Here is a 23614-nt window from a genome sequence, read left to right as displayed (position 1 = left end):
TGAACTGAACCCAAAAAGTTGGACAGTTTAAAGTTAGGATAAAACAGTGTTATGAGTTCGGTATTGTACCGGGCTCATTCCTTTTAGGCGCAGTTTTATCCGGTCGTTGTTGTAGTACTCGATGTATTTTCTGAGTTCTACCTTGAAGTGATCCATATCCCTGAAGTCGTTTGGATAGAGTAGCTCCGATTTCATTATTCCAAAAAAGTTCTCCATCATGGCGTTGTCTAGGCAGTTGCCCTTGCGACTCATGCTTTGGATGATTTCGTGGTCACGCAGCGATTTTTGATAGATTGCATGCTGGTAGTGCCATCCCTGATCGGAGTGGAGTATCAGCCCGCTCCTTGATCGACCCTTGGCGAAGGCCATTCCCAGCATGTCCATGACCATTTTCAGGTCGGGATGGTCTGATATGGTATAGCTGACGATTTCCCCGTTGTACATGTCGAGTATCGGTGACAAGTAGCACTTGTCCATGCCGATATTTATCTGTGTCACGTCCGTTGTCCACTTTTGGTCGGGACCGGTCGTGGAGAAGTCTCGGTTAAGTATGTTTGGAGCGACCTTGCCGATTTCGCCTCTGTATGAACGGTATTTGCTGCGTTTACGGACGTTCTTCAGGTTCTCTTCCCTCATGATCCTGATGATTGTCTTGTGATTGATGGTGAAGCCTTCTTTTCTGAGCTGGTTGTCTATCCTGCGGTAGCCGTAGCCGCCCCTGTTTTCCGCATGTACGGACTTGATCCGAGCGCGTTCGTCTGCATAGCGGTCAGGTTTCTTGCGGAGGTTATAATAGTATGTGGAGCGAGGCAATCCGCCCGCCTTCAGGAGATGTTTTAAAGAGTGTTTGTCACTCAGTTCTCGGATGACCTGGGCCCTATACCGAACATCTCGGCATTCTCTTCCTGGTCTAGGGCCTTTAATTTTTTTAGGTAGGCATTCTCCGCCTTGAGATATTCATTCTCTTCCCTAAGGCGTTCAAGTTCGCTCATTCCTTTTGTACTTTTTTTCGACTTCGGCATCTTTGGAGGTCTCCCTTTGGGCTTTGTTGCAAGAAGTTTTTCGTAACCGCCATGACGGAACTTGCGCAACCAAGAACCCAGGCTGGTAAAACTTAGGCCATACAAGGCTACAACTTCCGCATAAGATAGAGATTTCTTGAAGACAGCGTCAATAACGGCCTTCTTCAAGGCTGGTGTTGAGCGAACATTCGTTTTCCTTTTCGTCCGCCAAAAGCCCGTCTGTCGATAGAGTCGAATATGACGCTTGATTTCGGACAATTCCAGACCCGTCAACCGAGAAATTGACGGAGTGTTGTATCCTTCTTTGTATAGTTCAAACGCCTTGGCCCATTCTTCTTCTGTGTGTTTTTTATACATGAAAACCCCGAAAGTTATGTCCAACTTTCGGGGTTCACATCAGCGCCGGGGCTTTTTCGTTTAAGGGAGAAGCCCCGTCAAACGTAAGGGATGAAAATAATGGATCCCCTTCGCTTCGCTCCGAGGATGACAAATTCAAGGATGACAGGGCATGAAAAAGAAGAACCTCCCCATGGAGTATGGGGAGGTCCTATTTTTTGTGTTAGGAGTACGCCATTACGGCGCCTTGGAGGAGGATGTCGTGGCACGTATATCCCCGTGCCGGGCGCTTTACAAGACCCAACAACCAAACACGGTCTTGTAAAACTATCGAGTTATGGGAAAGCCTTCTTTTTGTTCTCAAAAAAGCAACCCATACATACCCAAAGGCTTTCATGTTCTCGTTTTTACGTTACAAAAGATACTCTATTAAACAGCACGTGTCAATAGGAAAAAGCGTTTTTTAATATTATTTAGCAAAATTTTAAGTTTGAGAATACTTCAAAATGTTCTCAAAAATTTCCATGTCATTAAGAACATATCACACAACGACAAAAAGACCAGAAAAGTTCAGTTTTAAACCATTTTAACCACTACGGCTAAAAAAACAAAAGACCAAAAATTACGTGAACCGCAATAAAATCCTTTATTATTTCACGTAAATTTTGGCGATTTTGGAAAATTCGTTTTTAAAAGAAAAAAGCGCCAACAAAGGCGCCGCTACAAAAATTAATTATCCGCGTTTTTCTTGGATGCAAATTTATTCGTAATATCAGGAATGATTTCCATTACCTTTGATGCAAGCGAACTGTCCTTGGTAATAGGCATGATGCGCACGTCATCCCCCTTGATGACAAGAAACGCGACCGGTTCGACCGAAGCACCACCGCCAGACGCAGATGTGTCCCCCTTGTTCTGATGTCCGCCAAATCCAAAACCAACGGACACTCGGCTTACAGGCACGACAGTCGTTTCACCAGCCTGGATGGGTTCACCAATGACAGTTTCCGCCTTCGTAATGAAGCGGAGCTTTTCTAAAAGAGTTTCAGCAAGTTTTTCAATAGCCATGTCATTAATATAGATTATAGACGAAAGACGAGAGACGAGAGACGAAAGAAATCTACACTTTTCGTAATCTTATTTGCGCAAAGCGCCATTATTCACCTTTCGTCTCTCGTCTACAGCCGCATAGCGGCGTTTTCTCGTCTAAATAGCGGCGAAGCCGCTAGTATCGCGCGCTGTAGATGCGGTCGCTCGCGGTAAAGAACTTGCGTTCCAGATCAGCCCAGTCGAGATAGCCCCAAACAGCCACGACGCGCCCACCCGGGAGTCTGGTCGCCATACCGTTTACGCCATCGCCGGCATTAAAATACAGCGTCGAAGTTTCGCGGTAAATGCCTTTCGGGTGGACAATGTTCAGCTGACGCCCCCAAGCGATAAAATCATTTTCATCCACCAGATCCCAGCTGCGGGCTACATTCCACTGCAAATCGGAGTCGCGATAGCTTTGCGCAAGCACCGGGAAGTACGCCTTTACGCCAATAAAATATTTCGTCTGGATGGACGTATGTCCCGGTTCTCGATGTTCGAACGGGAGGCTCAGGAACTCTTGCGGGAACCCGCCATGACGGGCGTTCGGGAACTGCCGCACGTAATTTTCAAGATCACTGCGTTCATAGCGACGGAAGCTATCATGCTTAAAGATGAAGATTCGCGCCGCAGAACGGATGCTCTGTTCCAGGAACGAGCCGCGCAAAATCGGGACAATTCCCTGAAAGCGCCCGCTGTTCATGTAATAGTCAAGCGCATACACATCGCTCTTGAATTCAAGAATCGTCACGTCCAGCGTGTCTCCGGTCATCCCCATCGGATAACGTAAATCGACGCGCCTCATAAGGGCTTTTATATCATCGTTCGGATTCTCGTCGATACGGATATCATCCATCGGCCACCTGTCGTTGTAGCACAGTTCCGTATAATCGACAGATTCTTCTTCTTTCGGTTCACAGGCGCACAGCACAAACGCAGCCGCACAAGCACAAGCGCAAACAAACTTTGGTAACACCGAAAAGAAACGATTCATACTCTTAAAATTTAGCATACATCAATCACGTTTACGGACTTCAGCGTAATTACAGTACTCATAAAGAGGACACTTGGCACAGTGCGATGTCAGCTCGCGACAAATAAAGCCGTCCGACCCATTCTCCAAAAAGAACTGGAGGGAATGCGCCGCGAAATACGGGTTCTCCGGGGCAAGCGCTGCAAAATATTCATTTGCAAGTTTCTGTTTTTGAGCAGGTTCAAGTTCCGCAAAGCTAGATTCCTTTGCTGGCCCGAGCATCGCCAAAAAACGACGGGCACCCATCGTAAGCGGCAAGGGCGGCATTCTGGAATTGTCGCGACATGCAAGTCCAAGGCCAAGTGGCTGCGGAGCAAGCAAGCGGTAAATTGCGGCACATGCTTTAGGGCGCGGATTCGAGCGTCCCATAAAATAGATTTCACCCAAGTCCCCCCACATTTCTTCGGGAGTTTGCTCACGCACCCACGCCACAAGGTCCGGGTGATGGCGCACAAAAAGTCCGACGCTCCAAAAAATTCCAGCGACATGTTCAAAAGCAGTCCAGTTGCGGCTATTGAACGTCTGCTCAACGACCTCTTCTATTTTGCCCCCTTTCGGCACCGGTAAAGACCAGAGTTTATCGCCCGGGAAACGCTCGTGCAGTTTCACGAGGAGCCGCAAAATATCGGGGTAAGAACGATCTTGAAACAAGACCGAACCAAGCAATGTCCACGCAATCTGTTCATTTGCCGTGGGCATTTTTTGAGCAACATAAACTATGGGGTCAGCGCACTTGAAAAGGAGCGCCACAAAAGCTTTTGACGCCTTGAATAACGCAGGTTCGTCGTGAATGAATCGCTTTACCGAGACCAACTATAGTGCCTCGCCCACCTTCACCGCCTGTCCGAGACGGGACTTGAACAAGTCCGGATGGCGTTCGCGAATATTCTTATCAACCACGAGAATCACGGTACTGCCCATTTCAAAACGGCCAAGTTCATCTCCACGGTCAAACGAATACACCTGATTGGGAATCCAGTCCACGCGTTTATCGTCACGTGGAAGTTTGCCGGCGTTCGTCAAGATGGATTCATTATACACAACGCCGATTCGACCAACGTTTGTAGCGCCCACCTTGACCACAAGCACTTCGGAGCCGTCCGTCAAGCGAAGCACACTCGTCAAGCGTTCATTGATGCAGAAAAGACCTTCGACACGTTCAACGCTACCAGCGTTCACCGGCCAAAGCGTACCCGGGCAGTAGCTCGAAAGCACAAGGTCGCCCTTGACGGGGCTGTGGATGCGGTGGTAGTTGAACGGAGCCAAGTAAATCGTCGCAAAGGCACCACCCTTGAAACGTTCAGCCATTTCTTCATTGCGCAAAAGGCTCTTGAGCGTGTAAGTCTTGCCCTTTGCCTGAATAAGGTTCTGCTCGTCGCCATCGAACGTTCCCGTCTGCGAAAGCACTCCATCAACCGGACTCACGATTTCGGCACCATCGGCAACGGGGCGCATGCCCGGCTTGAGCTTGCGGATAAAAAGTTCACCGATGTTCTTGTAATGGCTAAGCGGGTATTCCGCTTCGGACATGTCGAGCTTGTAATAGCTAGCAAAGGCGTTGCGAGCGATTTTGCTCAGGAACGGGATGCGCAAACGCGCAAAGGCACCGAAAATGCGACTTGCGGCATTCTTCGGCAAAAGCTTCATAAAAACGTAGAAAGGAGTGTTCATAACTTAAAAAGTAGTAATTAGTCTTTAGTCAATGGTCTGTAGTTATTTATAATCGCGCCGAAGGCGCCAAAAATTAATCTAATAACTAATGACTAAGAACTAGTAACTAAATTAGTGGTTTTCGAAATGCGCGACGTCGGTGTTGAGCAGTTTCCAGAGTCTCGCGGCAAAAGGCGTTGCCCATTCCTTTTCGGGCGCAACGCGGGTTGTCGTTGCGGCGGTGAATTTGGAGTAAGTGAGAGCGACAAGTTCACCGTAGCGGGCATCCCACATGCTCCACACGATTTGCCATGTGAATCCGCCTTTCTTGCCCAAGTCTGGATCCATTTCCACATTCAGCACCAGCGGAATCGTCAAGTAGCGCAGTTCATAGCGGCTTGCAATTCCGTTCAGCAATTCCTTCAGTTTAAACGGCAACTGACGCGCAATCGTCTGTTCTACGCCATCGCGCTCTTCCCACGGCGTCACATCATCCAAGCGCTTGCCTTCGACAAATTTTTCGGCAAGGATCTTTGCAGACAAAGAATCAACGTAAGCGGAATCCGCATCAGGCACACGCATGCCGACAATCATCAAGTCTCGTTGCATTTTCGGGAATGCTTTTGCGAACAAAGAATCTTCAACACGAGCCAAGTCAAAATCAAGAGCATCGGCACTAAAACTGTGGCACATTTTGCAATCTTCGGGGCGGGTCGCCGTCACCTTGAGCGCAGGAAAAACGCCGACAACAGCATTGGAATCGATACGGCTAAACGCGACCTGGTTCCATTCGCGGTAGAACTTTTCGTCCGTGATTTTCAGCACGATATCGCCTTGCGTACCGCATTCCGTGCAAGGAGCGTCGGCCATGTCGCCGCCTTCGGGAGCGCTATCGCGCGAACCCGCACAAGCGATGAAAAGCGTCGAGGCGAACAATAACATAAAGTGACAAAACTTCATAATAAGACTCCGCAAATATAATACGAGAAATAATGGATCCCCTACGCTTCGCTCCGAGGATGACAAGTTCGAGGATGACGTAGGAGGCATCACTCTAGCATTATAGTAAAAGGGCCGTCGTTGACGAGGCTCACTTGCATATCGGCACCGAATTTTCCGGTTTCGACGACAGCAACCTCTTTTTTGCACTGTTCAATAATGTACTCGTAAAGCTCATTGGCAAGTGTCGGGTTTCCTGCGCCATTGAACGTCGGGCGATTGCCCTTGTTGCAATTGGCGTACAATGTAAATTGAGAGACGAGCAAGAGCGAACCGCCGACATCCTTGATGGAGAGGTTCGTCTTTCCGTTTTCGTCGGCAAAGATGCGGAGTGCAAGCATTTTTTTGATGAAGCGGTCGGCGATTTCGCGGGTGTCGCCCTCGCCTACGCCAATCAGCACAAGGAATCCCTTGTTATCAATTTTACCGACGGTTTGACCTTCAATATCGACTTGAGCCTTAGTGACTCGCTGTATTAAAAATTTCATAATGTTTTTTCTCTAGATTTAACTGGATCCTTCGACTCCGTTACACTTCGCTCAGGATGACAATGCATTGTTATCCACTCACAAGAGTGTGATGCCCTCCCGGAACGGGGTCCGGGATGACAAGTGGCGGGCATGACAAGATTAATTGTTCAGGATGACAAGGTGTACGACGTTTCAAAAAACTTTTGAATTTCCGCGGGGTCATTCGTGACGGTTAACGCGAGACGCAAGAGGACGGCGGCTTTAGCAGGGGGCAAACCATAAGCGGCAATCGTTCCTGGCACAAGGAGCTGCTCCGGGACAATGCGACCGCGATTGATTCGCGTCGAAATCACGACGGGAATATTCTTTTCTGCAACAGCTCCGGCAATCGCATCGGCCCATGCGCGAGAAAATTCACCGGCGCCAGCGCCTGCAATGACAAGGCCGGCCGAGCGTTCAGCAGCAAAACGCACAAGCTCTGCATCGGCATCAGCATTAAAGTAAAGGACGGAGACACGAGGCAATGATTGCAAGGACGAGATGTCGAACGTAAAACAAGATGGCGACCCCGGAATAAATCCGGGGTGACAATGTGAATGGGATGACAGTTCAGAGGAAATTTCTTCAAAAGCATCCAAATCGTTCGCATGAATCTTTTGCACTGTGCGAGCGTTCATTAATTTGCCTGCAAAGGCGACATAAACTTCAGCCGCATTTTCCAGCGGGCATGACAATGCTGAATTCAGCGATTCTCGCACACTACGTTCACACAAGTCCACTGCACTTTTCACGGCAAAGAGGAGATTTGCGGGGCCGTCAGGTTCTGCGGCTGTAGCGGGTCGCATCGAGCCTGTCATAATCACGGGCTTTGTGACATTTCCGGCGACTCTCGAACAACCTACACTTTCATCAGCGGCATTCCCGGCGATTCGCGAACCAAAGCCATCCAGAGTCAGACTCAGGAAAAACGCCGTTTCTTCCATCGTATCAGTTCCGTGCATCATCACGATGCCATCAACATCGTTACGCTGCATGAGTTCTTGAATCCGTTTCGACAAAGCAATCCAAATTCCAGAGGTGATATCATCCGAATTGATATTACAAAATTGCTCGACGCAAATGTTTGCCACATTCTTCAATTCTGGGATGGCATCAATCAGCGTCTGCGCCTTGATCGATCCCGACTTGTACCCAATATCCTTACCTTGCTCGCCCGCGCCTGCAATAGTGCCGCCCGTCGCTAAAATCACGATATTTTTCATCTTACAGACTCCAACAAATCCTGAGCGGTTGTTTCATAATGTTTTTTCAAGGAGCCATCCATTCCAAGCTCACGAAGATCCTGCAAGCACTTGGCAAATTTGCGGAAGGCATCCGGACCACCGCCATCACGCCACAAAAGTTCTTCGACCATTCGTCTCGAGAACCAGTAAAGCTTTTTCACGGTTGCCGAATCCTTCTCTTTCACAAAAGGTTTTCTCAACGATTCAACGCTCGGGTAAGTCCCCAACGGGCGCTCTTCATTGTTATGCGAGCCGTCAATCACCTGCGCAATTCCCTCGTTCATCCAGCAGGGCACATTCGCATGCGTCATCGCACGAACAAACGAATGTGTCAGCTCATGGAATAGCACCGGGCGGTAAACATCACGATACGCCATCATGTTCACAGGCACACGCAACTTGCCGTCAAATACAGCAGCCACCCAGTCCGGGCGCGGTCCCGTTCCCTGATATTCCTTATCCTCATACAGCACAAGGCTCATCTTGTTTTCGGGCAAGTAGTCGAACAAATTACTAATCGAATCGTAGGCCACTTCCAAAACAGCAAGCGCTTCCATCACGTCTTTTTTCGAAGGGCCGCCATCAAATTCCAGGCGGAAATGCATGGACTTTTCGACGCCGAGATTTTTCAACTCCTGTTCCAAGGCATTTGACTTTTCAACAAGGTAATCTAAATCCTTGTGTTTAAAATTCAGCGTTTCAATATAGCTGATACATTCCTGATAACGTTCCTGTTCAAAGAGAATCCCCGCCATGTGCATCTGTAAATTCGTATCGTTCGGTTCAGCCTTTAAAAGTTCCTGGACATAATGCTCGGCACACTTCCAGTCGCCAACTCGAATGCACTTATTTGTCATCGCAATCATGTCTTCATATCGAATGCGTTCTTCAACTTTTTTTTCGTAATACAGGTACCCCACGAGCATCAAAACATACACCGGCAAAAGGCAAACAGTTCGCTTGATCCAATTAGGTTTATTCTTCACAATACAATTTCCATCAAATAAGTCCCATATAATTCTAGCAATTAAATCTGTAAGGGAGATTTAATCCTTTAAATTATTTTTATAATTCCATTAAAAGTTCTACCCCCACCCCTTTATGTTTAATCTTTACCCACAGCTCCTAAAATTCGTCGCCTGGCTTTACGACGTAGTCAACTGCGGAACAGGTTTCGAAGGAACGGCCGCCGTCAGCGGGATTATCCTCGTTGCAATCATCCTTTCTCTCATCATCACAGGACTTTTGCTCAACCTTATCGAACGGCTAGAATTCGCTTTTTTCTGCTACTTCTTTGGTTATAAAGCGGCATTCTACATCGTCAATTACGCCACCCTCGCAGGCACAATTCTCCATGAACTCTCTCATGCGCTATTTGCATTTATCACAGGGGCAAAAATCACTGAAATAAGTTTTTTCGACCGCAACAAGGAATCGCTCGGGCACATAGCCTACCAGCCGAAGGGTCCTTTCTTTTTGCAGGCCGTGCAACACTCACTTACAGCATGCGCCCCTGTCATTGTGGGGATCGCAAGCTTCATTCTCGTTTCATACATTTTCCTTACAACAACTTATGGGGTCTGGGCGCAGACCTTGCTAATATATCTCGGTATTTCGATAATCAACCATTCTTCCATGAGCACCGCCGATTTAAAGCTTTATTTTAAAGGGATCTGGGCCATCGCCATTCCATTATACGTGATCATATTCGTTTTTTGCAAAACGACGCTCCACTAAAAAACAGACAATACGCGTGACCGATAGCACCTTTAGAGGGAATATATGTGTGCAGAGTTCAGAAAATTAAAGTATATTTCACTTAGGTTTGGTTATGGCAGAAATCTTTGATTACGATGATTACCGGGATATGATCAAGGATTACTACTTGGAGCACAAAAAGCACAACTCCTTGTATTCCTTTAGCACTCTCGGCAAGACGCTTGGCTTGGATTCAAGTCACGCTTACTATATAGTTCAAAAGAAACGCAATCTTCCCGTTCACGCAGTTCCCGCCGCAAAGAAAATGCTCGGACTCGACGGTCGTGGAGCCGCCTACTTTGACTTGCTCATCGTAGCTTCGCGCACAAAGTCCGAGAAAACGAAAGCCGAGATTTTGCAAAAGGCATTCCAGCTTCGCGACGTCAAGCGTCATTTGCTCAAGGACAACGAACTAAAATATTTAAGCGCCTGGTGGACAATCGTCGTAAGAGCGCTCATCGAAGTGAACCACGGCAATGTCAATATTCCTGAAATTGCAAACAGCGTGATTCCGCCGATCACCGAAGAACAAGCGCAAGAGAGCATTGAAATTTTAAAATCGCTCGGCTTTATCCAGCCCATCAACAACAACAGCAAAGTCCGCCTTGCCGACCCGCACATCACAGTTCAAGGAGCCGAAAAGGCCGAAGCTATCCGCAGCTTCCACTCCAAGGTCATGCAATTTGGGATCCGCTCACTGAGCGAAATCCCTCCAGAGAACAGAGACATCTCTACAATCACAATGGCTGTTGACTCTAAGGGTTTCGAAGACATCAAGAACATGCTCAAGGAATTTCGCAAGGAAATACAGATCCGTGTCGATAAATGTATCGTTCCCGACCGCGTCATGCAGCTGAATCTCGCCTTATTCCCCGTCGCACTCAATAAAAAGAAGGAAAAATAAAATGAACAGTTTTAACAAGCTTCTTTATTTTGTACCCTTTGTACTTCTCGCCGCCTGCGGTATAGGTGGCGACTCCGCAGGGAATACGACGGAAATCGAAAACGCCATCGCTATTCGAGTTTTTGATGACGGGACGCCCGCAGCAAACGTGCGCTATCAGGTGCTCCCGTCCTGGTATGTTGCAGACACCACCGAAACAAGTAAAGTCAAATACACCTATCAAGGCACTACGGGCACCGACGGTTGGATGCATATCGACGGCCACAAAGACGGTTCCTACACCATCAAGTTTACCAAGGGCGATTCCTCGATCGTCTTGCAGTACACGCTCAACAATCTAAATCACGAATACACGCTCGACAGTGCATCGCTCGAAGCCGCAGGCACAGTCAAGGGCCTCGTCGACTTGCCGGACTCTGCCAATTACGCCTGGGTCGCCGTTCAAGGCGTCAATACAATTGTCAAGACCGATACGCTTGGACAGTTCGTCATCCAGAAAGCTCCTTGCGGAAACATCACCGTAAGCGCCTGGGATGCAGAAGACCTCAACTCCATCGGGCAAGTTTCGACAACGGTAACCGCAAGCGATACGATAAACGTAGGACTCATCGAGAATCCAAACAAGGAACTCCCGGAAAACGCCATCCGCTTTATGCCCTCCGAACTCATCTCGGACTGGATGCGACCGCTCAGCTTCCCGACCGTACTCGTCATGCGCTTGAACGACGAGAACTTCGACTTTAGCAAGGCCGAAAAAGATGGCAGCGATATTCGACTCTACGACGGTAGCGGAAATCTCATCCCGTTTGAAATCGACGGCTGGGACACGACCATCAACAGTGCAACGCTCAACATCCGCGTTGAAAGCGCCGCAGATACAGTAAGACCGTGGATGCTTATGTGGGGCGACAAGAAGGCCCAGAAGCTCAAGGATGTTGATGTCTGGGAAGGTCTCAGCGATTCACTCGTAAAGGCACTCAACAGCGTTACCATTTTCGACTTCGAAGAAGGGTCTGAATACAATGCGCTCCCCTCCCCGTTGCACAACTACTGGTACATCCAGCCACACGACAGCGCAACCATCAGCAAAGCTCTTGAAAAAGATCCGACAAGCGGTATCGAAAAAGCCGACAGCACCATTTTCGGCAAGAATGTTCTGCATGTGCAGTACCAAGCCAACAAATTAGGCCGTTATGTTGTTCTCGGAACGCGCATTGCCAACAAGCAACACGACTTGAGCAGACTTGATTCCGTTGAAGTCTGGGTGAAAGGCAGCGGTGATTTCGAGGTCATCCTTGAAACAATCATCGAGTCCGATACAAACTACAAGACCACGTACAAAGGTAGCGTCAACGAAAAATGGACACGCGTTGCCATCAAGCCTTCAGACTTCACGAGTCCTGACGAAAAAAAGAGCTACCACGGATGGAATGTGACCCGTAACAAGATTACCCGCTTCACAATTTTCATGTACAACGGTGACGACCTGTGGATTGACAACGCCAAGATGTACGGAATCAACCTGGACGACTTGCTTTAATTAACAATTAGTAATTAGTCATTGGTCAGTAGTCATTTTATTGATCAATGGCTTATGTTTATTGCAGTTTTTCGGCAAACAAATAAGGCCGTTTGGGATTGAAAGCTCTGTTCGGCCAAGGACACTTAAATTTATATCATGAAGAAAAGTGATCCGAGTCTCCACCCGATACAGAAGCGCCAGTTCTCCAACACTAACAGGCACCACAAGAATCCAATCCCAAATCGGCAGTGTATTTGGATGTCCATAAATTATGTTTATTTAAGGCTTTTTTTCTAAAAAGCCATTTTTCGTTCATTGACAAAATGTCAAATAATTGGCAATAGCGCGTATAAGCGCAATTCAGAAAACAAACATTTACATTAAAATTTCAGGTGTTTCACCCGGTGAACGTATATCCCGACAAGAACCAAAATGGTGACCACCCAGCTCAACGGATAAACAACCATCAATGATGTAAAATTGCGATACACGGGGAAAGCAAAAATCACCCAGAGGATCCGGATGCCGCAAACCCCGACCACGCAAGTAAGCGCCGGCGCCAAAGATTGCCCCATGCCACGGAGCGCCCCTGAAAAAACGTCCAAAAAGACATTGATAAACAGCAAGCCCACAACGACATTCATGCGAATAGAGCCCGTCGCGATAATTCCAGGATCGGACGTAAATACAGAAAGCAACTGATCGGCAAAGAGGCAGCAAAGCAGGCTCAACGCAAGCGTCGAAGTCGACGCAAGCAAGATGGTCCACCGAACCGCACTACGGCAACGCGCTATGTTTTTCGCGCCATAGTTCTGCCCCACAAACGTCACGCAAGCATGCGAGAACGAATTGAGCCAGTAATAGACAATGAACTCGTAATTGAGTGCAGCCGCAGAAGCCGCCACCGTCGCAGAACCGAGACTGTTGATCGCCGACTGGAGGCACACATTGCTAAACGAGAATACAACGCCCTGAAGCCCCGCCGGAAGCCCCACGCGCATAATGCGCCCGAAAAAGACGGGCGTGATTCTCAACTTCCAGAATTCGAGCTTGAACGGCCCGACCTCGTGGAGCATAAAGTAGAACAAAGTACCTGCGCTCAACCCATTTGCAATTACGGTCGCAAGAGCCACGCCCGTAACGCCCATGCCAAAGCCCGCAACAAAGAGAATGTTCAACAACACGTTGATAGCGCCCGTCGCAAGGAGCACATAAAGCGGGCGCTTGGTATCGCCTTTTCCGCGCAAAATCGCAGCCACAAAGTTATACAACATGACAAACGGTATGCCTGCAAAATAAATTCGCAGATAGCGCACCGCCATATCCAGGATATCCTCAGGGGTTGAAATTGCCGAAAGGATTTGCCTTGCAAAAAAGACGCCGATAAACGAAAGGAGAATTCCACTAAAGAACGAGACCATCACCGACGTATGGACACTGCGAGTAACTGCCCGGTAACTTTGGGCACCAATGGAATTAGCGACAACAACATTTGCACCGACAGAGATGCCCACAAACAAGTTTATCAGCAAGTTGATAACGAAAGTATTGGCACCGACAGCCGCCAGGGCTTTATCGCCAGCAAACTGTCCGACCACAGCAACATCCGCAGCATTGAACAACTGCTGCAATATGCTCGTTGCTGCAAGCGGAACGGCAAACCTCAGGATCTTCCGACCGAGGGGTCCGTTCAACATATCCATATTCGTCTTTAACGCATCCGTTGCCATACAGCACCTTAAAACCGCGGCAAATTTAGATTTTTACATTTAAGCTTAAAAGGCAATTTTCTAACTTTACATCGCAAAAATCAGGTGACTAGAATCGCTATAGGATAAAGCGATTACAAGCGCCACAAATCGGAGATTATCATGGGTTTTAAATGCGGCATCGTAGGCCTCCCGAACGTAGGCAAGAGCACAATCTTCAACGCAATCACTAACGCAGGCGCAGAATCCGCCAACTATCCGTTCTGCACCATCGACCCGAACGTCGGCATGGTCAGCGTCCCGGATGCCCGCCTCGATGAACTCGTCAAGGTCTACAACCCGAAATCCATCGTCCCGGCAGTTACAGAATTCGTGGACATTGCCGGTCTTGTGAAGGGAGCTTCCAAGGGCGAAGGTCTCGGCAACCAGTTCCTCACCCACATCCGCGAATGCGAAGCCATCATGGAAGTGGTGCGTTGCTTTGACGACGAAAACATCATTCACGTGAACGGTTCCGTGGACCCGATCCGCGACGTCGAAGTGATCGAAACGGAACTCATCCTCAAGGACTTGGACACTGTCGAAAAGCGCCTCGCTACCGAAGCTAAGAGCGCACGTACCGGCAACGCCGAAGCCAAGGCTCGCCTCGCCGCTTGCGAACTCTTGAAGAAGAGCATGGAAGAAGGTCATGCCGCCCGCACCGTAATGCACGACAGCGAAGAAATGGAACTCATCGTCAAGGATCTCGGACTCCTCACCGCAAAGCCGCTCTTCTACTGCGCAAACGTCAAGGAAGACGATATTCTCACCGGTAACGCTTATGTGGATCAGCTCAAGGAATACGCCTCCAAGCACGGTCACGACGTGATTGTCATCAGCGGCAAGATCGAAGAAGAACTCTCCGCCATGGAACCCGCCGACAAGGCAGACTTCTTGAAGGAACTCGGCATGACGGAATCCGGCCTCGATTCCGTTGTCCGCAAGGGTTACGAGATTCTCGGACTCCGCACGTTCTTCACCGCTGGCGAAAAGGAATGCCGCGCATGGACATTCCACGCAGGCTTCAAGGCCCCGCAGTGCGCAGGCGTCATCCACACGGACTTCGAACGCGGCTTCATTCGTGCAGAAACATTGAGCTACAGCGACTTCCTCAAGCATGGCAGCTGGAACGCCGCCAAGGAAGCAGGTCTTGTCCGTACCGAAGGTAAGGAATATCTCGTGCAGGATGGCGACATCATGTACTTCCTGTTCAACGTGTAGCGGCTTCGCCGCAGTTGGCAGTAGACAGTAAACAGTAGGCAGGACTGCAATAAGAACGTCTTATAGCTAATGTAAGAGAAAAGGTCGCGAACGTTCGCGACCTTCCTTTTTTTAAACTTCACTGGTTCTTTCGCTTCACTACGTTTCACTCAGGATGACGTTACTTACGGGCTTTCTTCCGTTCGCGGCGGGCAATCACCGCCGGACGGATAACCGTTGCAATATTCATCGCCGTCCCGATCAAAATCAAGAAGCTTGCGGCATAAAGGCCAATGCCCGCTTCAACTTTCAGTAGCGGGATTCCAAGAGCGTCACTCACCTGCGAAAGTTTCATCAACAAGGACCACAACGAGACCATTGACAAAAGTCCCATCACCGTTGAAGCAAGAGGCACAATCCAGGCAAATACAGCAGCAAGAAATACTGCGGCAAGAATACCATACAAATGATGTACCGGTTCCATCTTCGGGAAATTCGGCATCTGCATTTTGAAACGGTCAAGAACTTTCGGATTTTCCTTCACCATGCGGTGCATCTGGCCAAGGGCCGGTTCTTGAAGCGACTTGTCCAAATCCACACCAGAAGCAATCTGGTAAATCGTCATTTCAGCAATCGGCTTGCCACCATCCTTTGCCGAACAAGAAACATTCGCCAAAGGCATCAATAAAGCAAGAAATACAAGCAAATAAGGGATTGCCGTCAGTTTTTTAAAAAGACTTTTTTCTTTATTGGAGTTACTACTCATTTTTTGTTATCCTGAATAATTCGTTCGAGCGGGAACACACAGCGGAATCCGATATGGTCAGACCAGTAGCGCGGATCTTCATCATCACGTACGGTCATATTCAAATTCTTGGCCTTGTCTTTCCAGGAACCACCTTTCAAGACCTTGTTCGTACCCCAGTAGGAACCCGTCGGATTAGAACTTTCGATAGAGAACGTGATCGCAAAATAATTATCGCGAGTCCATTCAGCGACGTTCCCCGACATATCGAAAATACCCCAGGCATTCGGAGTCTTTGTTGCAACATCGTGCGGACCATAGGCAGCGTCTTTCTTCCCCCTCTTCAAGGAGTTTTCTGCAAAGATCGAATACTTGCCCACGCTCATAGCATCATCATCAGTCCAAAGGACTCCGTCATTGCTGCCAGCACGGCCTGCAAATTCCCACTGGGCCTCAGTTGGCAAATCGCCGCCAAGAACTTTGCAAGCATACTGAGCGTTTTCCCAGGTAATTCCCTGAACAGGCTTATTTGCGCCCGTGAACGCAGAGCGATCGGGAATGCGCTTAGCTGAATCCAGAAGCCCCATAATCTTATGGAAAAATTCCTGAGTCACTTCTGTTGTGTGAATAGCATACGGAGACATGGAAACCACTTTTCCACGGAAACGGAAAGAGCCAGAATCAATCAGGGCAACAGTTCCACGAGTCGCATGTTCGATAATTTTTTTATTCGGTTCAGCAACAACCGTATCCTTCACGACCTCGGAAGATGATGAACTTGCAATGGAAGACGAAGAGGATTCCGGCGCACGGTTTTTAAGCCATTCAACAACCTCTGGTTCAATAGCGATGTGCAACGGCAAAGTAAACTCACCTTTTCCAAAAATGAGTTTATCGCCCATACGGAAGCCGAGCTTATCATAGCGATAATGGTATCGGCCAACAATTTTACCTTCCTTGAACACCCACACCGGCTTATTATTCGCCAGGAACAGAGTTGTCACAAAGGATCCATCGCCGACCATCATCAACTTCAAAAGCGAATCCATCGGAATTTCATCAACGACACCTTTCCATGTGGTTTCAACGCGATTACGGTCAATGCCGAAACGGAATTCCAGAGAATCGATCTTCGTCGAATCCGTCGCATTCATAATCTTTTTCACAAAAACCGGAGTCATGTTGATTTGAACCGGGAGAGCCTGAAGACTATCAAACTTCGCACGAAAAGCCTTGTACAATTCACTTACGGCTCCAAGCTTTTTATTACGCCAAAGAGTTTGCGCTTCACTACGCTTGAAATTATAGTGAGAAACATAACTGCGATAAACCTTGTTCGAATCATCCAATCCAAGAGAATCGGCAGATTTTACCGGCGGATAGAACTTTGAAAATTCCGTTGTATCTATTCGCGTGAAATTCCTATCCACTTCAGAAGAGAATACATCGTAAAGATTTTCAGCCTCTTCTACAGTCTGAAGAGCTTGAACCTGCTCCAGCGAAACCGACATATTTACAGGAGCAATATCTCCAGAATCAGAAACCGGGAAATTAACATCAAAGGTAAGCACTTCACCTGGTTTAAGAACACCAGCGTCCACGTAGGGAAGCTTATCCGGGGCGCCAAACGAGAAAACGTAAACGCCATCGTTTACCGGATAAACGGCCTTTGAACCCGCTTTCAAGGACGAATTAAGCGCAACAACATCCAGATCCTTTTCGTCAGATTTGATTTGAACCATTCCTGGATGGGTACTTTCTTTTAAAATCTGCCACTGTCCATTCTTCATGAACAAGAGCTTAGGCACACGTGGTGAATAAACGTATTCTGCATCAAAATAAATATCGGACTCATCCTGAAACGCCTTATACTGGCGAGAAGCGTACAGACGAAGTCCGATAACTTCACGTGCACTCAGATGGTTTTCCTTAAGGTTGAAAGCATGAAGCTTTTTATATTCTTCAGGCTTTGCCTCTCCAGAGAACCAGAAATACTCCTTAGCGGATTTCTTATAGCGAAGATAAAGCGTATTGGGCTGCAACGGAAATACGGGTTCCTGAGAAATAGCGATTGCACGGTCCAGCGCAATAGCTTTCTTGGATGCATTTTCCAAAAGACTACCATCTAAAAGACTACCGACTTTAAAATTTTCCGAAGTCAATTTAAAGTTACGATCCTCATCGGCCATAGTTAACGCCGGGACCAGCAACAAAAGCGGAAGCAATCGGGAAAATGTCATAAGCACTCCTGTCTTTTTAGGAACCTTCTAGCCTAGAAAAATAATTTCTTATAAGAAAAGTAGTTCCATTATTTTGACGAATTTGCGCCCATTTCGAGCAAGTAACCGCCATTTGCCCCGCCCACAGGTCCCAATTCGACCTTCCAGTCGGCCAATCGGATAATATCGGGGTGGTGTTCGATGACAATGACCGTATCGCCACGAGCCGAAAGCCTGCGCAAGAGGTTCCAGAGGATCTGAATATCCTTGAGATGGAGACCTGTCGTCGGTTCGTCAAGCAGGTAGACCATTTCTGTCGCCGGACGGCGACAGAGTTCCGCAGCAAGCTTTAAGCGCTGGGATTCTCCGCCCGAAAGCGTCGTGACCGGCTGACCGAGTTTCACGTACGGAAGGCCCACATCGCGAAGGCATTCGAGCTTCGGCAAAATCTTCGGCTGGTCCTTGAAGAACTCGCAAGCTTCGACAACGCGCATGTCGAGCACGTCGGCAATGTTCTTGCCCTTGAACGTAACCGTGAGCGTTTCCTGGTTGTAGCGCTTGCCACCGCAAACTTCGCAAGTTTCCCAGATGTCCGAAAGGAAGTGCATCTCGACAGCGACGGCGCCACGGCCTTCGCAAGCAGGGCAGCGCCCACGCGCAAGGTTATAGCTAAAGCGGCCGTAGTCAAAGCCCTTCATCTTGGACTGTTCGAGCTTCGCGAACAGCTTGCGGATATCGTCAAAGACGCCCGTGAAGCTCGCCGGCGTACTGCGAGGCGTTCCCGAAATCGGGCTCTGATCCACCAGCAGGACTTCGCCGCTCTGCTTTTTGCGGCCACGCGCCTGGAACTGTTTTTTAAGCGCCGGGAAAATTTCATCGACAACGAGAGAACTCTTGCCCGATCCCGAAACGCCACAGACGACGCTCACGGCTTTCTTGGGGAATTTTACAGACAAGTTTTTCAAGTTATTTGCCTTGAGATTCTTGAACTCGTAAAATTCCGTATCGTCCGTGATGCGCACAGGTTCCAGCTGGTTAGCGACCGGCGTTGAATACGTGAGGAACTTGACCGTTTCACTACGCGGGAACTGTTGCAACGCATACGGCTTCGCAAGTTCCGCCGGGCTTCCTTCGGCAACGACTTCGCCACCGAAATCGCCCGCACCCGGTCCCATATCAATAATATGGTCTGCGGCCTGCATCATTTTGAGGTCGTGTTCCACGACCACGAGCGTATTGCCGAGGTCACGCAAGCGGTAAAGCGTATCCAAAAGCTTTGCAGTATCGCTTTCGTGGAGGCCAACGGTCGGTTCGTCAAGCACGTACAAGACACCTTCGAGGCCACTACCGATCTGGCTTGCCAAGCGGATGCGCTGGGATTCACCGCCCGAGAGCGTATCGCCCGCACGGTCAAGGCCAATGTAGCCAAGGCCCACGCTAATCAAGAAGTCCAAACGCCCAATGATTTCGCGGAGGAGCGGAGATGCAATTGTCGTTTTGCTTTGGATGGTTGCAGAAGTTGCATTTTCTTCGTTCGCGAAATCGACTTTTGCAAACCAGTCGCGAGCTTCGGCGATGCTCATGTGATGCACATCCATGATGTTCTTGCCCAAGATGCGCACCGCAAGATATTCGGGCTTCAATCGTTCGCCATGGCAATCCGGGCATTCTTCGCCATCCTTGAAGTGGCCAAGGCCAAGGCAAGTTTCGCAGGCGCCCCAATGCGTATTGAAACTGAAATGCTTCGGATTGAGAGCCGAATCCATATACCAGCCACATTCCGGGCAACCTGGCTTTTCGCTTGCCGAGATTCGTTCTTCGCCATCGCAATCCACATAGAGGATTCCGTTACCGTCGCGGTAGCCGCGTTCAAACGCTTCGACCAAGCGGGCGCGATTTTCTTCCTTGACCACCACGGAATCGACCACGGCAAGCAACTGCTTTTCGCGCGTCGGCATTTTCGGCAGCGGGAGTTCAACAAGCTTCTTACCGAGATACGCCTTGCGATAGCCCTTTTCCGTGAGAATCTTGGAGAGTTTAATTTCGTCCTTGATTTCAAACGGAGCAAGCACCGTCACCATCTTGTTGAGGTCACGGTCAAACGCAAGCTGCATCAAGTCGCCCGTCGCATAAGAGCTGATGGGTTTTCCGCAATGGAGGCAGTGAGCCGTACCCACGCGAGCCCACAAAATGCGGAAGTAATCGTAAATTTCGGTGAGCGTTGCAACCGTACTGCGCGGACTCTTGCTTGCGCTCTTCTGGTCAATCGCAATCGCAGGCGCGAGTCCCGAAATGGAATCGATGCTACCGCGGTCGGGGCGTCCCAAGAAGCGGCGAGCGTACGTGCTAAGCGTTTCGACGAAGCGACGCTGGCCTTCGCTAAAGAGCGTATGGAACGCAAGGCTCGATTTGCCCGAACCCGAAACACCCGTAATCACGGTGAGCTTGTGGCGCGGAATTGTCACATCGATATTCTTGAGGTTGTGTTTGCGAGCGCCATGAACTTCGATATCGAGCGAGTAATCTTCGCCCTTTTCGTCCGTGCGTTCAAAGTGCTTGTTTTCGCCATGCTTTTTCGCCAAGACTGGAGCCAAGTAACGCCCCGTCTCCGATTTTTTGCACTTGGCAATTTGTTCGGGAGTACCTGTGGCGATAATGCGACCGCCGTTCACGCCCGCATCTGGGCCAAGGTCAATAATCCAGTCCGCGCACTTGATCACATCGAGGTTGTGTTCAATCACCACGACGCTATTGCCGAGACTGCGCAAGCGGTTCAAACATTCGAGCAATCGGCGGATATCTTCAAAATGCAAACCGGTCGTCGGTTCGTCGAGCAAGTAAAGCGTTTTGCCCGTACCCGGGCGTCGCAATTCCGAAGCAATCTTCACGCGCTGCGCTTCGCCACCGCTCAAAGTCGTCGAAGGTTGACCAAGCGTGAGGTAGCCAAGGCCCACTTCGCAAAGGAGCTTGAGCGGTTCTGCAATTTTCGGGATGTCCTTGAAAAATTCAGCCGCTTCGCTGATGCTCATATCCAGAACTTCCGAAATGTTCTTGCCCTTAAAGTAAACTTCACGGGTCGCTTCGTTAAAACGCTTGCCATCGCACACATCGCAAGCGACTTGAACGCTCGGCAAAATGTGCATGTCGATGACCTTCACGCCAGCACCTTCGCAAGCATCGCAACGGCCACCCTTCACGTTAAAGCTAAAGCGGCTCTTCGTATAGCCACGCACCTTGCTTTCTTCCATGCCGGCAAACAAGTCGCGGATATCATCCCAGATTTTCGTATAAGTGGCAGGGTTACTGCGCGGAGTGCGTCCAATCGGCGTCTGGTCAATTTCAATGACCTTGTCGATGTTTTCGAGACCTTCCAAATGGTCAAACTTGCCAACCGGTTCTTCGGAATTGTAGAACACGCGAGCAAGTTCACGACGCAAAATTTGGTTGATGAGCGTACTCTTGCCCGAGCCCGAAACGCCTGTGACTACCGTAAACGCACCGCCAAGCGGAATTTCCACGTCAACATTCTTGAGGTTATTTTCGCAAGCACCGCAAATCTTGAGCTTCGGCGTCTTTGAATCAATTTTCAAACGCTGAGACGGAATTTCAATCGACTTGCGACCGCTCAAATACGCACCCGTGAGCGAAGCCTTGTTCTTCTCCAGCTCTTCGACCGTGCCTGCCGCCAAAATGCGACCGCCCTCGACACCTGCGCCAGGACCCACGTCAATCACGCAGTCCGCATGACGCATCGTATCCTCATCGTGTTCCACGATGAGAAGGCTGTTGCCTTGGGCTCGCAAGCGCTCGAGCATTTCGAGCAACTTGTCGTTGTCGCGTGGGTGCAGCCCAATGCTCGGTTCATCAAGTACATAAAGCACGCCCTGCAAGCCCGCACCCACGGCACTTGCGAGCCTGATACGCTGCGCCTCACCGCCCGAAAGCGTCGAAGCCTTACGGCTAATATCCAAATAGCCAAGGCCCACCGCCTTCAAGAATCCAAGGCGCCCACGGATTTCCTTAAGCACTTCGCGACCGATGCGCTGTTCTTTTGGACTCAGCTTTAACTTGTCAAAAAAATCGACGGACTTTTCGACGGACCATTCCGTCATCTCGCAAATGTTATGGCCGTGGAAATCGACAGCCGCCGCAATACGGTTGATTCGCGTTCCGTGACATTCCGGGCAAACGCCAATCTGCATGTACTTTCGGAAGTGGTAAATATGCCACATATCCCAAAGTTCCTGCATGATTGTCACCACGCCGCGTTCGCTCCCGCTCGGAGTTCCATACAGCACGGCGTCCTGCTGCACCTTCTTGAGCTTGTTCCACGGCGTATCGAGCGTAAAATGCATTTCGTTTGCAATCGTGCGCAAATTGCGCCAGCCAAAATCGCTAAAGATGATGCAGCCGTCATCCTTCTTTTGCGGGGCAAGGCAACCCTCTTTCAAAGACAAATTCGGATTCGGCACAATCAAATTGATATCGAACTTGCAACTTTCGCCAAGGCCCTTGCATGCGGGGCATTGACCCTTCGGATCGTTAAAGCTAAAGAATCGCGGTTCGAGTTCCGGGATAGAAATTCCGCATTTGGGGCAAGCGAGCTGCGTACCCTGCAAGCGGTACTCTTCCTTCGCGGTACCATCCGAGTCCGCCTCCGGAGATGTCAGCAAGAACGATACGAGCTTCCCGTCCGTGAGCTTCAAGGCGCCTTCAATCGCCTCGCGCAAACGGCTCATGTTCTTGCGTTCGAGCGTCAAGCGGTCAATCACCACTTCAATCGTGTGCTTCTCGTAACGCACCAACAGCGGCACTTCTTCGAGTCTGTAAATCGTTCCGTCCACGCGTACGCGGACAAAGCCATTTTCCTTAAGCTCCGCGAGTTCCTTGCGGTATTCGCCCTTGCGCTCCTGCACAATCGGCGCCATCACCAGAATCTTTTTATTCTCGTCACTAGCGTACAAGTTATCGACAATCTGGTCCACCGACTGCGCCTGGATCACCTTGCCGCACTTGGGGCAATGCGGAACGCCGAGGCGCGCAAACATCAAACGGTAATGATCCAAAATCTCGACCACCGTACCCACCGTACTGCGCGGATTACGGTTCACCGTCTTCTGGTCAATCGAAATCGTCGGAGAAATTCCGCGAACACTTTCCACATCCGGGTGCTTCATACGCCCGATGAACTGGCGCGCATACGCCGAAAGCGACTCCACAAAGCGGCGCTGCCCTTCCTGGAACACCGTATCAAACGCCAAGCTCGACTTGCCCGAGCCCGAAACGCCTGTGACCACGACAATCGAGTCGCGGGGAATCGTCAAATCGACATGGCGGAGGTTGTGTTCATGAGCATCGCGGATTTCAATAGATTTCGTCATGCCTCAAATATAGAAAAAGAGGCCCCAAATGTCTAAAAATTAGTGAACATTTGGATAGAAAATCATCCCATATTAAAAAGAAATTCCACTTTTTTTGCAAAAAGGACTTGACTGAATCAAAACAAGTTTTTAAATATGGTTCACCGATTGAGAAATCAGTCGAACCACTTGGGGTGGTAGCTCAATTTTGGTTAGAGCACCGGCCTGTCACGCCGGAGGTTGCGAGTTCAAGCCTCGTCTATCCCGCGATAAAGC

19 protein-coding genes and 1 tRNA gene are annotated in these 23614 nt (G+C 49.3%); 6 read left to right on the top strand and 14 right to left on the bottom strand.

The genetic code is table 11. From position 1 onward, the window contains the following. Positions 1-33: 33 nt before the first annotated feature. Positions 34-828, bottom strand: coding sequence for an IS3 family transposase (locus ACJMM9_RS05150; protein WP_405324450.1), 795 nt, complete (start codon positions 826-828; stop codon positions 34-36). A 26-nt stretch (positions 829-854) separates the two neighbouring features. Then, complete coding sequence (locus ACJMM9_RS05145) at positions 855-1379, bottom strand: helix-turn-helix domain-containing protein (RefSeq protein WP_405324448.1); 525 nt, start codon at positions 1377-1379, stop codon at positions 855-857. 151 nt (positions 1380-1530) lie between these two features. On the opposite strand from ACJMM9_RS05145, the gene ACJMM9_RS05140 reads away from it, so the two are divergent. Continuing rightward, on the top strand, positions 1531-1683 hold the full coding sequence (locus ACJMM9_RS05140; RefSeq protein ID WP_405324447.1) for a hypothetical protein: 153 nt from the start codon (positions 1531-1533) through the stop codon (positions 1681-1683). A 404-nt stretch (positions 1684-2087) separates the two neighbouring features. On the opposite strand, the gene ACJMM9_RS05135 is transcribed toward ACJMM9_RS05140, so the two are convergent. The 8 genes from ACJMM9_RS05135 to ACJMM9_RS05100 all read right to left on the bottom strand — a co-directional run bounded on the left by ACJMM9_RS05135 (position 2088) and on the right by ACJMM9_RS05100 (position 8868). Beyond that, positions 2088-2426, bottom strand: coding sequence for a GerW family sporulation protein (locus ACJMM9_RS05135; RefSeq protein WP_405324445.1), 339 nt, complete (start codon positions 2424-2426; stop codon positions 2088-2090). Between the two features lie 157 nt (positions 2427-2583). Beyond that, positions 2584-3441, bottom strand: a complete 858-nt coding sequence (locus ACJMM9_RS05130; RefSeq protein ID WP_405324443.1) for a hypothetical protein — start codon at positions 3439-3441, stop codon at positions 2584-2586. Between the two features lie 21 nt (positions 3442-3462). After that, positions 3463-4179: a hypothetical protein gene (locus ACJMM9_RS05125; protein WP_405324441.1), complete on the bottom strand. Its 717-nt coding sequence runs from the start codon at positions 4177-4179 to the stop codon at positions 3463-3465. A 114-nt stretch (positions 4180-4293) separates the two neighbouring features. After that, positions 4294-5151: an archaetidylserine decarboxylase gene (gene asd / locus ACJMM9_RS05120; RefSeq protein ID WP_405324439.1), complete on the bottom strand. Its 858-nt coding sequence runs from the start codon at positions 5149-5151 to the stop codon at positions 4294-4296. A gap of 111 nt (positions 5152-5262) precedes the next feature. Then, positions 5263-6090 carry a hypothetical protein gene (locus tag ACJMM9_RS05115; RefSeq protein ID WP_405324437.1) on the bottom strand — a complete coding sequence of 276 codons (828 nt, stop codon included), beginning with the start codon at positions 6088-6090 and terminating at the stop codon, positions 5263-5265. An 89-nt stretch (positions 6091-6179) separates the two neighbouring features. Further along, the gene (dtd, locus tag ACJMM9_RS05110) at positions 6180-6617 is read right to left on the bottom strand and encodes a D-aminoacyl-tRNA deacylase (RefSeq protein ID WP_073425108.1); all 438 of its coding nucleotides are present in this window, start codon (positions 6615-6617) and stop codon (positions 6180-6182) included. 149 nt (positions 6618-6766) lie between these two features. Beyond that, the gene (locus ACJMM9_RS05105) at positions 6767-7861 is read right to left on the bottom strand and encodes an asparaginase (RefSeq protein WP_405324435.1); all 1095 of its coding nucleotides are present in this window, start codon (positions 7859-7861) and stop codon (positions 6767-6769) included. Continuing rightward, complete coding sequence (locus tag ACJMM9_RS05100) at positions 7858-8868, bottom strand: hypothetical protein (protein ID WP_405324433.1); 1011 nt, start codon at positions 8866-8868, stop codon at positions 7858-7860. Before ACJMM9_RS05100 ends, ACJMM9_RS05105 begins: the two co-directional genes overlap by 4 nt. Before the next feature lie 115 nt (positions 8869-8983). Between ACJMM9_RS05100 and ACJMM9_RS05095 the strand changes: the two genes are divergently transcribed. From ACJMM9_RS05095 to ACJMM9_RS05085, 3 genes are all read left to right on the top strand, one after another. After that, positions 8984-9619 carry a M50 family metallopeptidase gene (locus ACJMM9_RS05095; RefSeq protein ID WP_405324431.1) on the top strand — a complete coding sequence of 212 codons (636 nt, stop codon included), beginning with the start codon at positions 8984-8986 and terminating at the stop codon, positions 9617-9619. Between the two features lie 94 nt (positions 9620-9713). Further along, the gene (locus ACJMM9_RS05090) at positions 9714-10544 is read left to right on the top strand and encodes a DUF4423 domain-containing protein (RefSeq protein ID WP_405324429.1); all 831 of its coding nucleotides are present in this window, start codon (positions 9714-9716) and stop codon (positions 10542-10544) included. Between the two features lies 1 nt (position 10545). Continuing rightward, complete coding sequence (locus ACJMM9_RS05085; protein ID WP_405324427.1) at positions 10546-12084, top strand: hypothetical protein; 1539 nt, start codon at positions 10546-10548, stop codon at positions 12082-12084. Positions 12085-12446: 362 nt separating this feature from the next. Here ACJMM9_RS05085 and ACJMM9_RS05080 read toward each other — a convergent pair whose 3' ends face one another. After that, positions 12447-13763 carry an MATE family efflux transporter gene (locus ACJMM9_RS05080; protein ID WP_405324425.1) on the bottom strand — a complete coding sequence of 439 codons (1317 nt, stop codon included), beginning with the start codon at positions 13761-13763 and terminating at the stop codon, positions 12447-12449. A gap of 174 nt (positions 13764-13937) precedes the next feature. On the opposite strand from ACJMM9_RS05080, the gene ychF reads away from it, so the two are divergent. Beyond that, positions 13938-15035 carry a redox-regulated ATPase YchF gene (gene ychF, locus ACJMM9_RS05075; protein ID WP_072831106.1) on the top strand — a complete coding sequence of 366 codons (1098 nt, stop codon included), beginning with the start codon at positions 13938-13940 and terminating at the stop codon, positions 15033-15035. A gap of 160 nt (positions 15036-15195) precedes the next feature. Here ychF and ACJMM9_RS05070 read toward each other — a convergent pair whose 3' ends face one another. The 3 genes from ACJMM9_RS05070 to uvrA form a co-directional block, all read right to left on the bottom strand. Continuing rightward, complete coding sequence (locus ACJMM9_RS05070) at positions 15196-15780, bottom strand: hypothetical protein (protein WP_405324423.1); 585 nt, start codon at positions 15778-15780, stop codon at positions 15196-15198. After that, positions 15777-17999: a formylglycine-generating enzyme family protein gene (locus tag ACJMM9_RS05065; RefSeq protein ID WP_405324421.1), complete on the bottom strand. Its 2223-nt coding sequence runs from the start codon at positions 17997-17999 to the stop codon at positions 15777-15779. The genes ACJMM9_RS05070 and ACJMM9_RS05065 overlap by 4 nt, the downstream gene beginning before the upstream one ends. 68 nt (positions 18000-18067) lie before the next feature. Next, the gene (gene uvrA / locus ACJMM9_RS05060; protein WP_405324419.1) at positions 18068-23359 is read right to left on the bottom strand and encodes an excinuclease ABC subunit UvrA; all 5292 of its coding nucleotides are present in this window, start codon (positions 23357-23359) and stop codon (positions 18068-18070) included. Positions 23360-23529: 170 nt separating this feature from the next. On the opposite strand from uvrA, the gene ACJMM9_RS05055 reads away from it, so the two are divergent. Further along, positions 23530-23605: transfer RNA gene (locus ACJMM9_RS05055), tRNA-Asp, on the top strand. The last annotated feature ends 9 nt before the right edge of the window (positions 23606-23614 follow it).

The organism is Fibrobacter sp., assembly GCF_045112255.1.
Classification (GTDB): Bacteria; Fibrobacterota; Fibrobacteria; order Fibrobacterales; family Fibrobacteraceae; genus Fibrobacter.
The sequence above is the reverse complement of the archived record's forward strand: the minus strand, read 5'-3'. Positions and strand labels throughout refer to the sequence as shown.

Bases quoted from the DNA above. Each gene is read 5' to 3' on its own strand.
- ACJMM9_RS05145 (WP_405324448.1), bottom strand. From the start codon at position 1,379: ATGTATAAAAAACACACAGAAGAAGAATGGGCCAAGGCGTTTGAACTA.
- ACJMM9_RS05140 (WP_405324447.1), top strand. From the start codon at position 1,531: ATGAAAAAGAAGAACCTCCCCATGGAGTATGGGGAGGTCCTATTTTTT.
- ACJMM9_RS05135 (WP_405324445.1), bottom strand. From the start codon at position 2,426: ATGGCTATTGAAAAACTTGCTGAAACTCTTTTAGAAAAGCTCCGCTTC.
- ACJMM9_RS05130 (WP_405324443.1), bottom strand. From the start codon at position 3,441: ATGAATCGTTTCTTTTCGGTGTTACCAAAGTTTGTTTGCGCTTGTGCT.
- ACJMM9_RS05125 (WP_405324441.1), bottom strand. From the start codon at position 4,179: ATGCCCACGGCAAATGAACAGATTGCGTGGACATTGCTTGGTTCGGTC.
- asd (WP_405324439.1), bottom strand. From the start codon at position 5,151: ATGAACACTCCTTTCTACGTTTTTATGAAGCTTTTGCCGAAGAATGCC.
- ACJMM9_RS05115 (WP_405324437.1), bottom strand. From the start codon at position 6,090: ATGAAGTTTTGTCACTTTATGTTATTGTTCGCCTCGACGCTTTTCATC.
- dtd (WP_073425108.1), bottom strand. From the start codon at position 6,617: ATGAAATTTTTAATACAGCGAGTCACTAAGGCTCAAGTCGATATTGAA.
- ACJMM9_RS05105 (WP_405324435.1), bottom strand. From the start codon at position 7,861: ATGAAAAATATCGTGATTTTAGCGACGGGCGGCACTATTGCAGGCGCG.
- ACJMM9_RS05095 (WP_405324431.1), top strand. From the start codon at position 8,984: ATGTTTAATCTTTACCCACAGCTCCTAAAATTCGTCGCCTGGCTTTAC.
- ACJMM9_RS05090 (WP_405324429.1), top strand. From the start codon at position 9,714: ATGGCAGAAATCTTTGATTACGATGATTACCGGGATATGATCAAGGAT.
- ACJMM9_RS05085 (WP_405324427.1), top strand. From the start codon at position 10,546: ATGAACAGTTTTAACAAGCTTCTTTATTTTGTACCCTTTGTACTTCTC.
- ACJMM9_RS05080 (WP_405324425.1), bottom strand. From the start codon at position 13,763: ATGTTGAACGGACCCCTCGGTCGGAAGATCCTGAGGTTTGCCGTTCCG.
- ychF (WP_072831106.1), top strand. From the start codon at position 13,938: ATGGGTTTTAAATGCGGCATCGTAGGCCTCCCGAACGTAGGCAAGAGC.
- ACJMM9_RS05070 (WP_405324423.1), bottom strand. From the start codon at position 15,780: ATGAGTAGTAACTCCAATAAAGAAAAAAGTCTTTTTAAAAAACTGACG.
- ACJMM9_RS05065 (WP_405324421.1), bottom strand. From the start codon at position 17,999: ATGACATTTTCCCGATTGCTTCCGCTTTTGTTGCTGGTCCCGGCGTTA.
- uvrA (WP_405324419.1), bottom strand. From the start codon at position 23,359: ATGACGAAATCTATTGAAATCCGCGATGCTCATGAACACAACCTCCGC.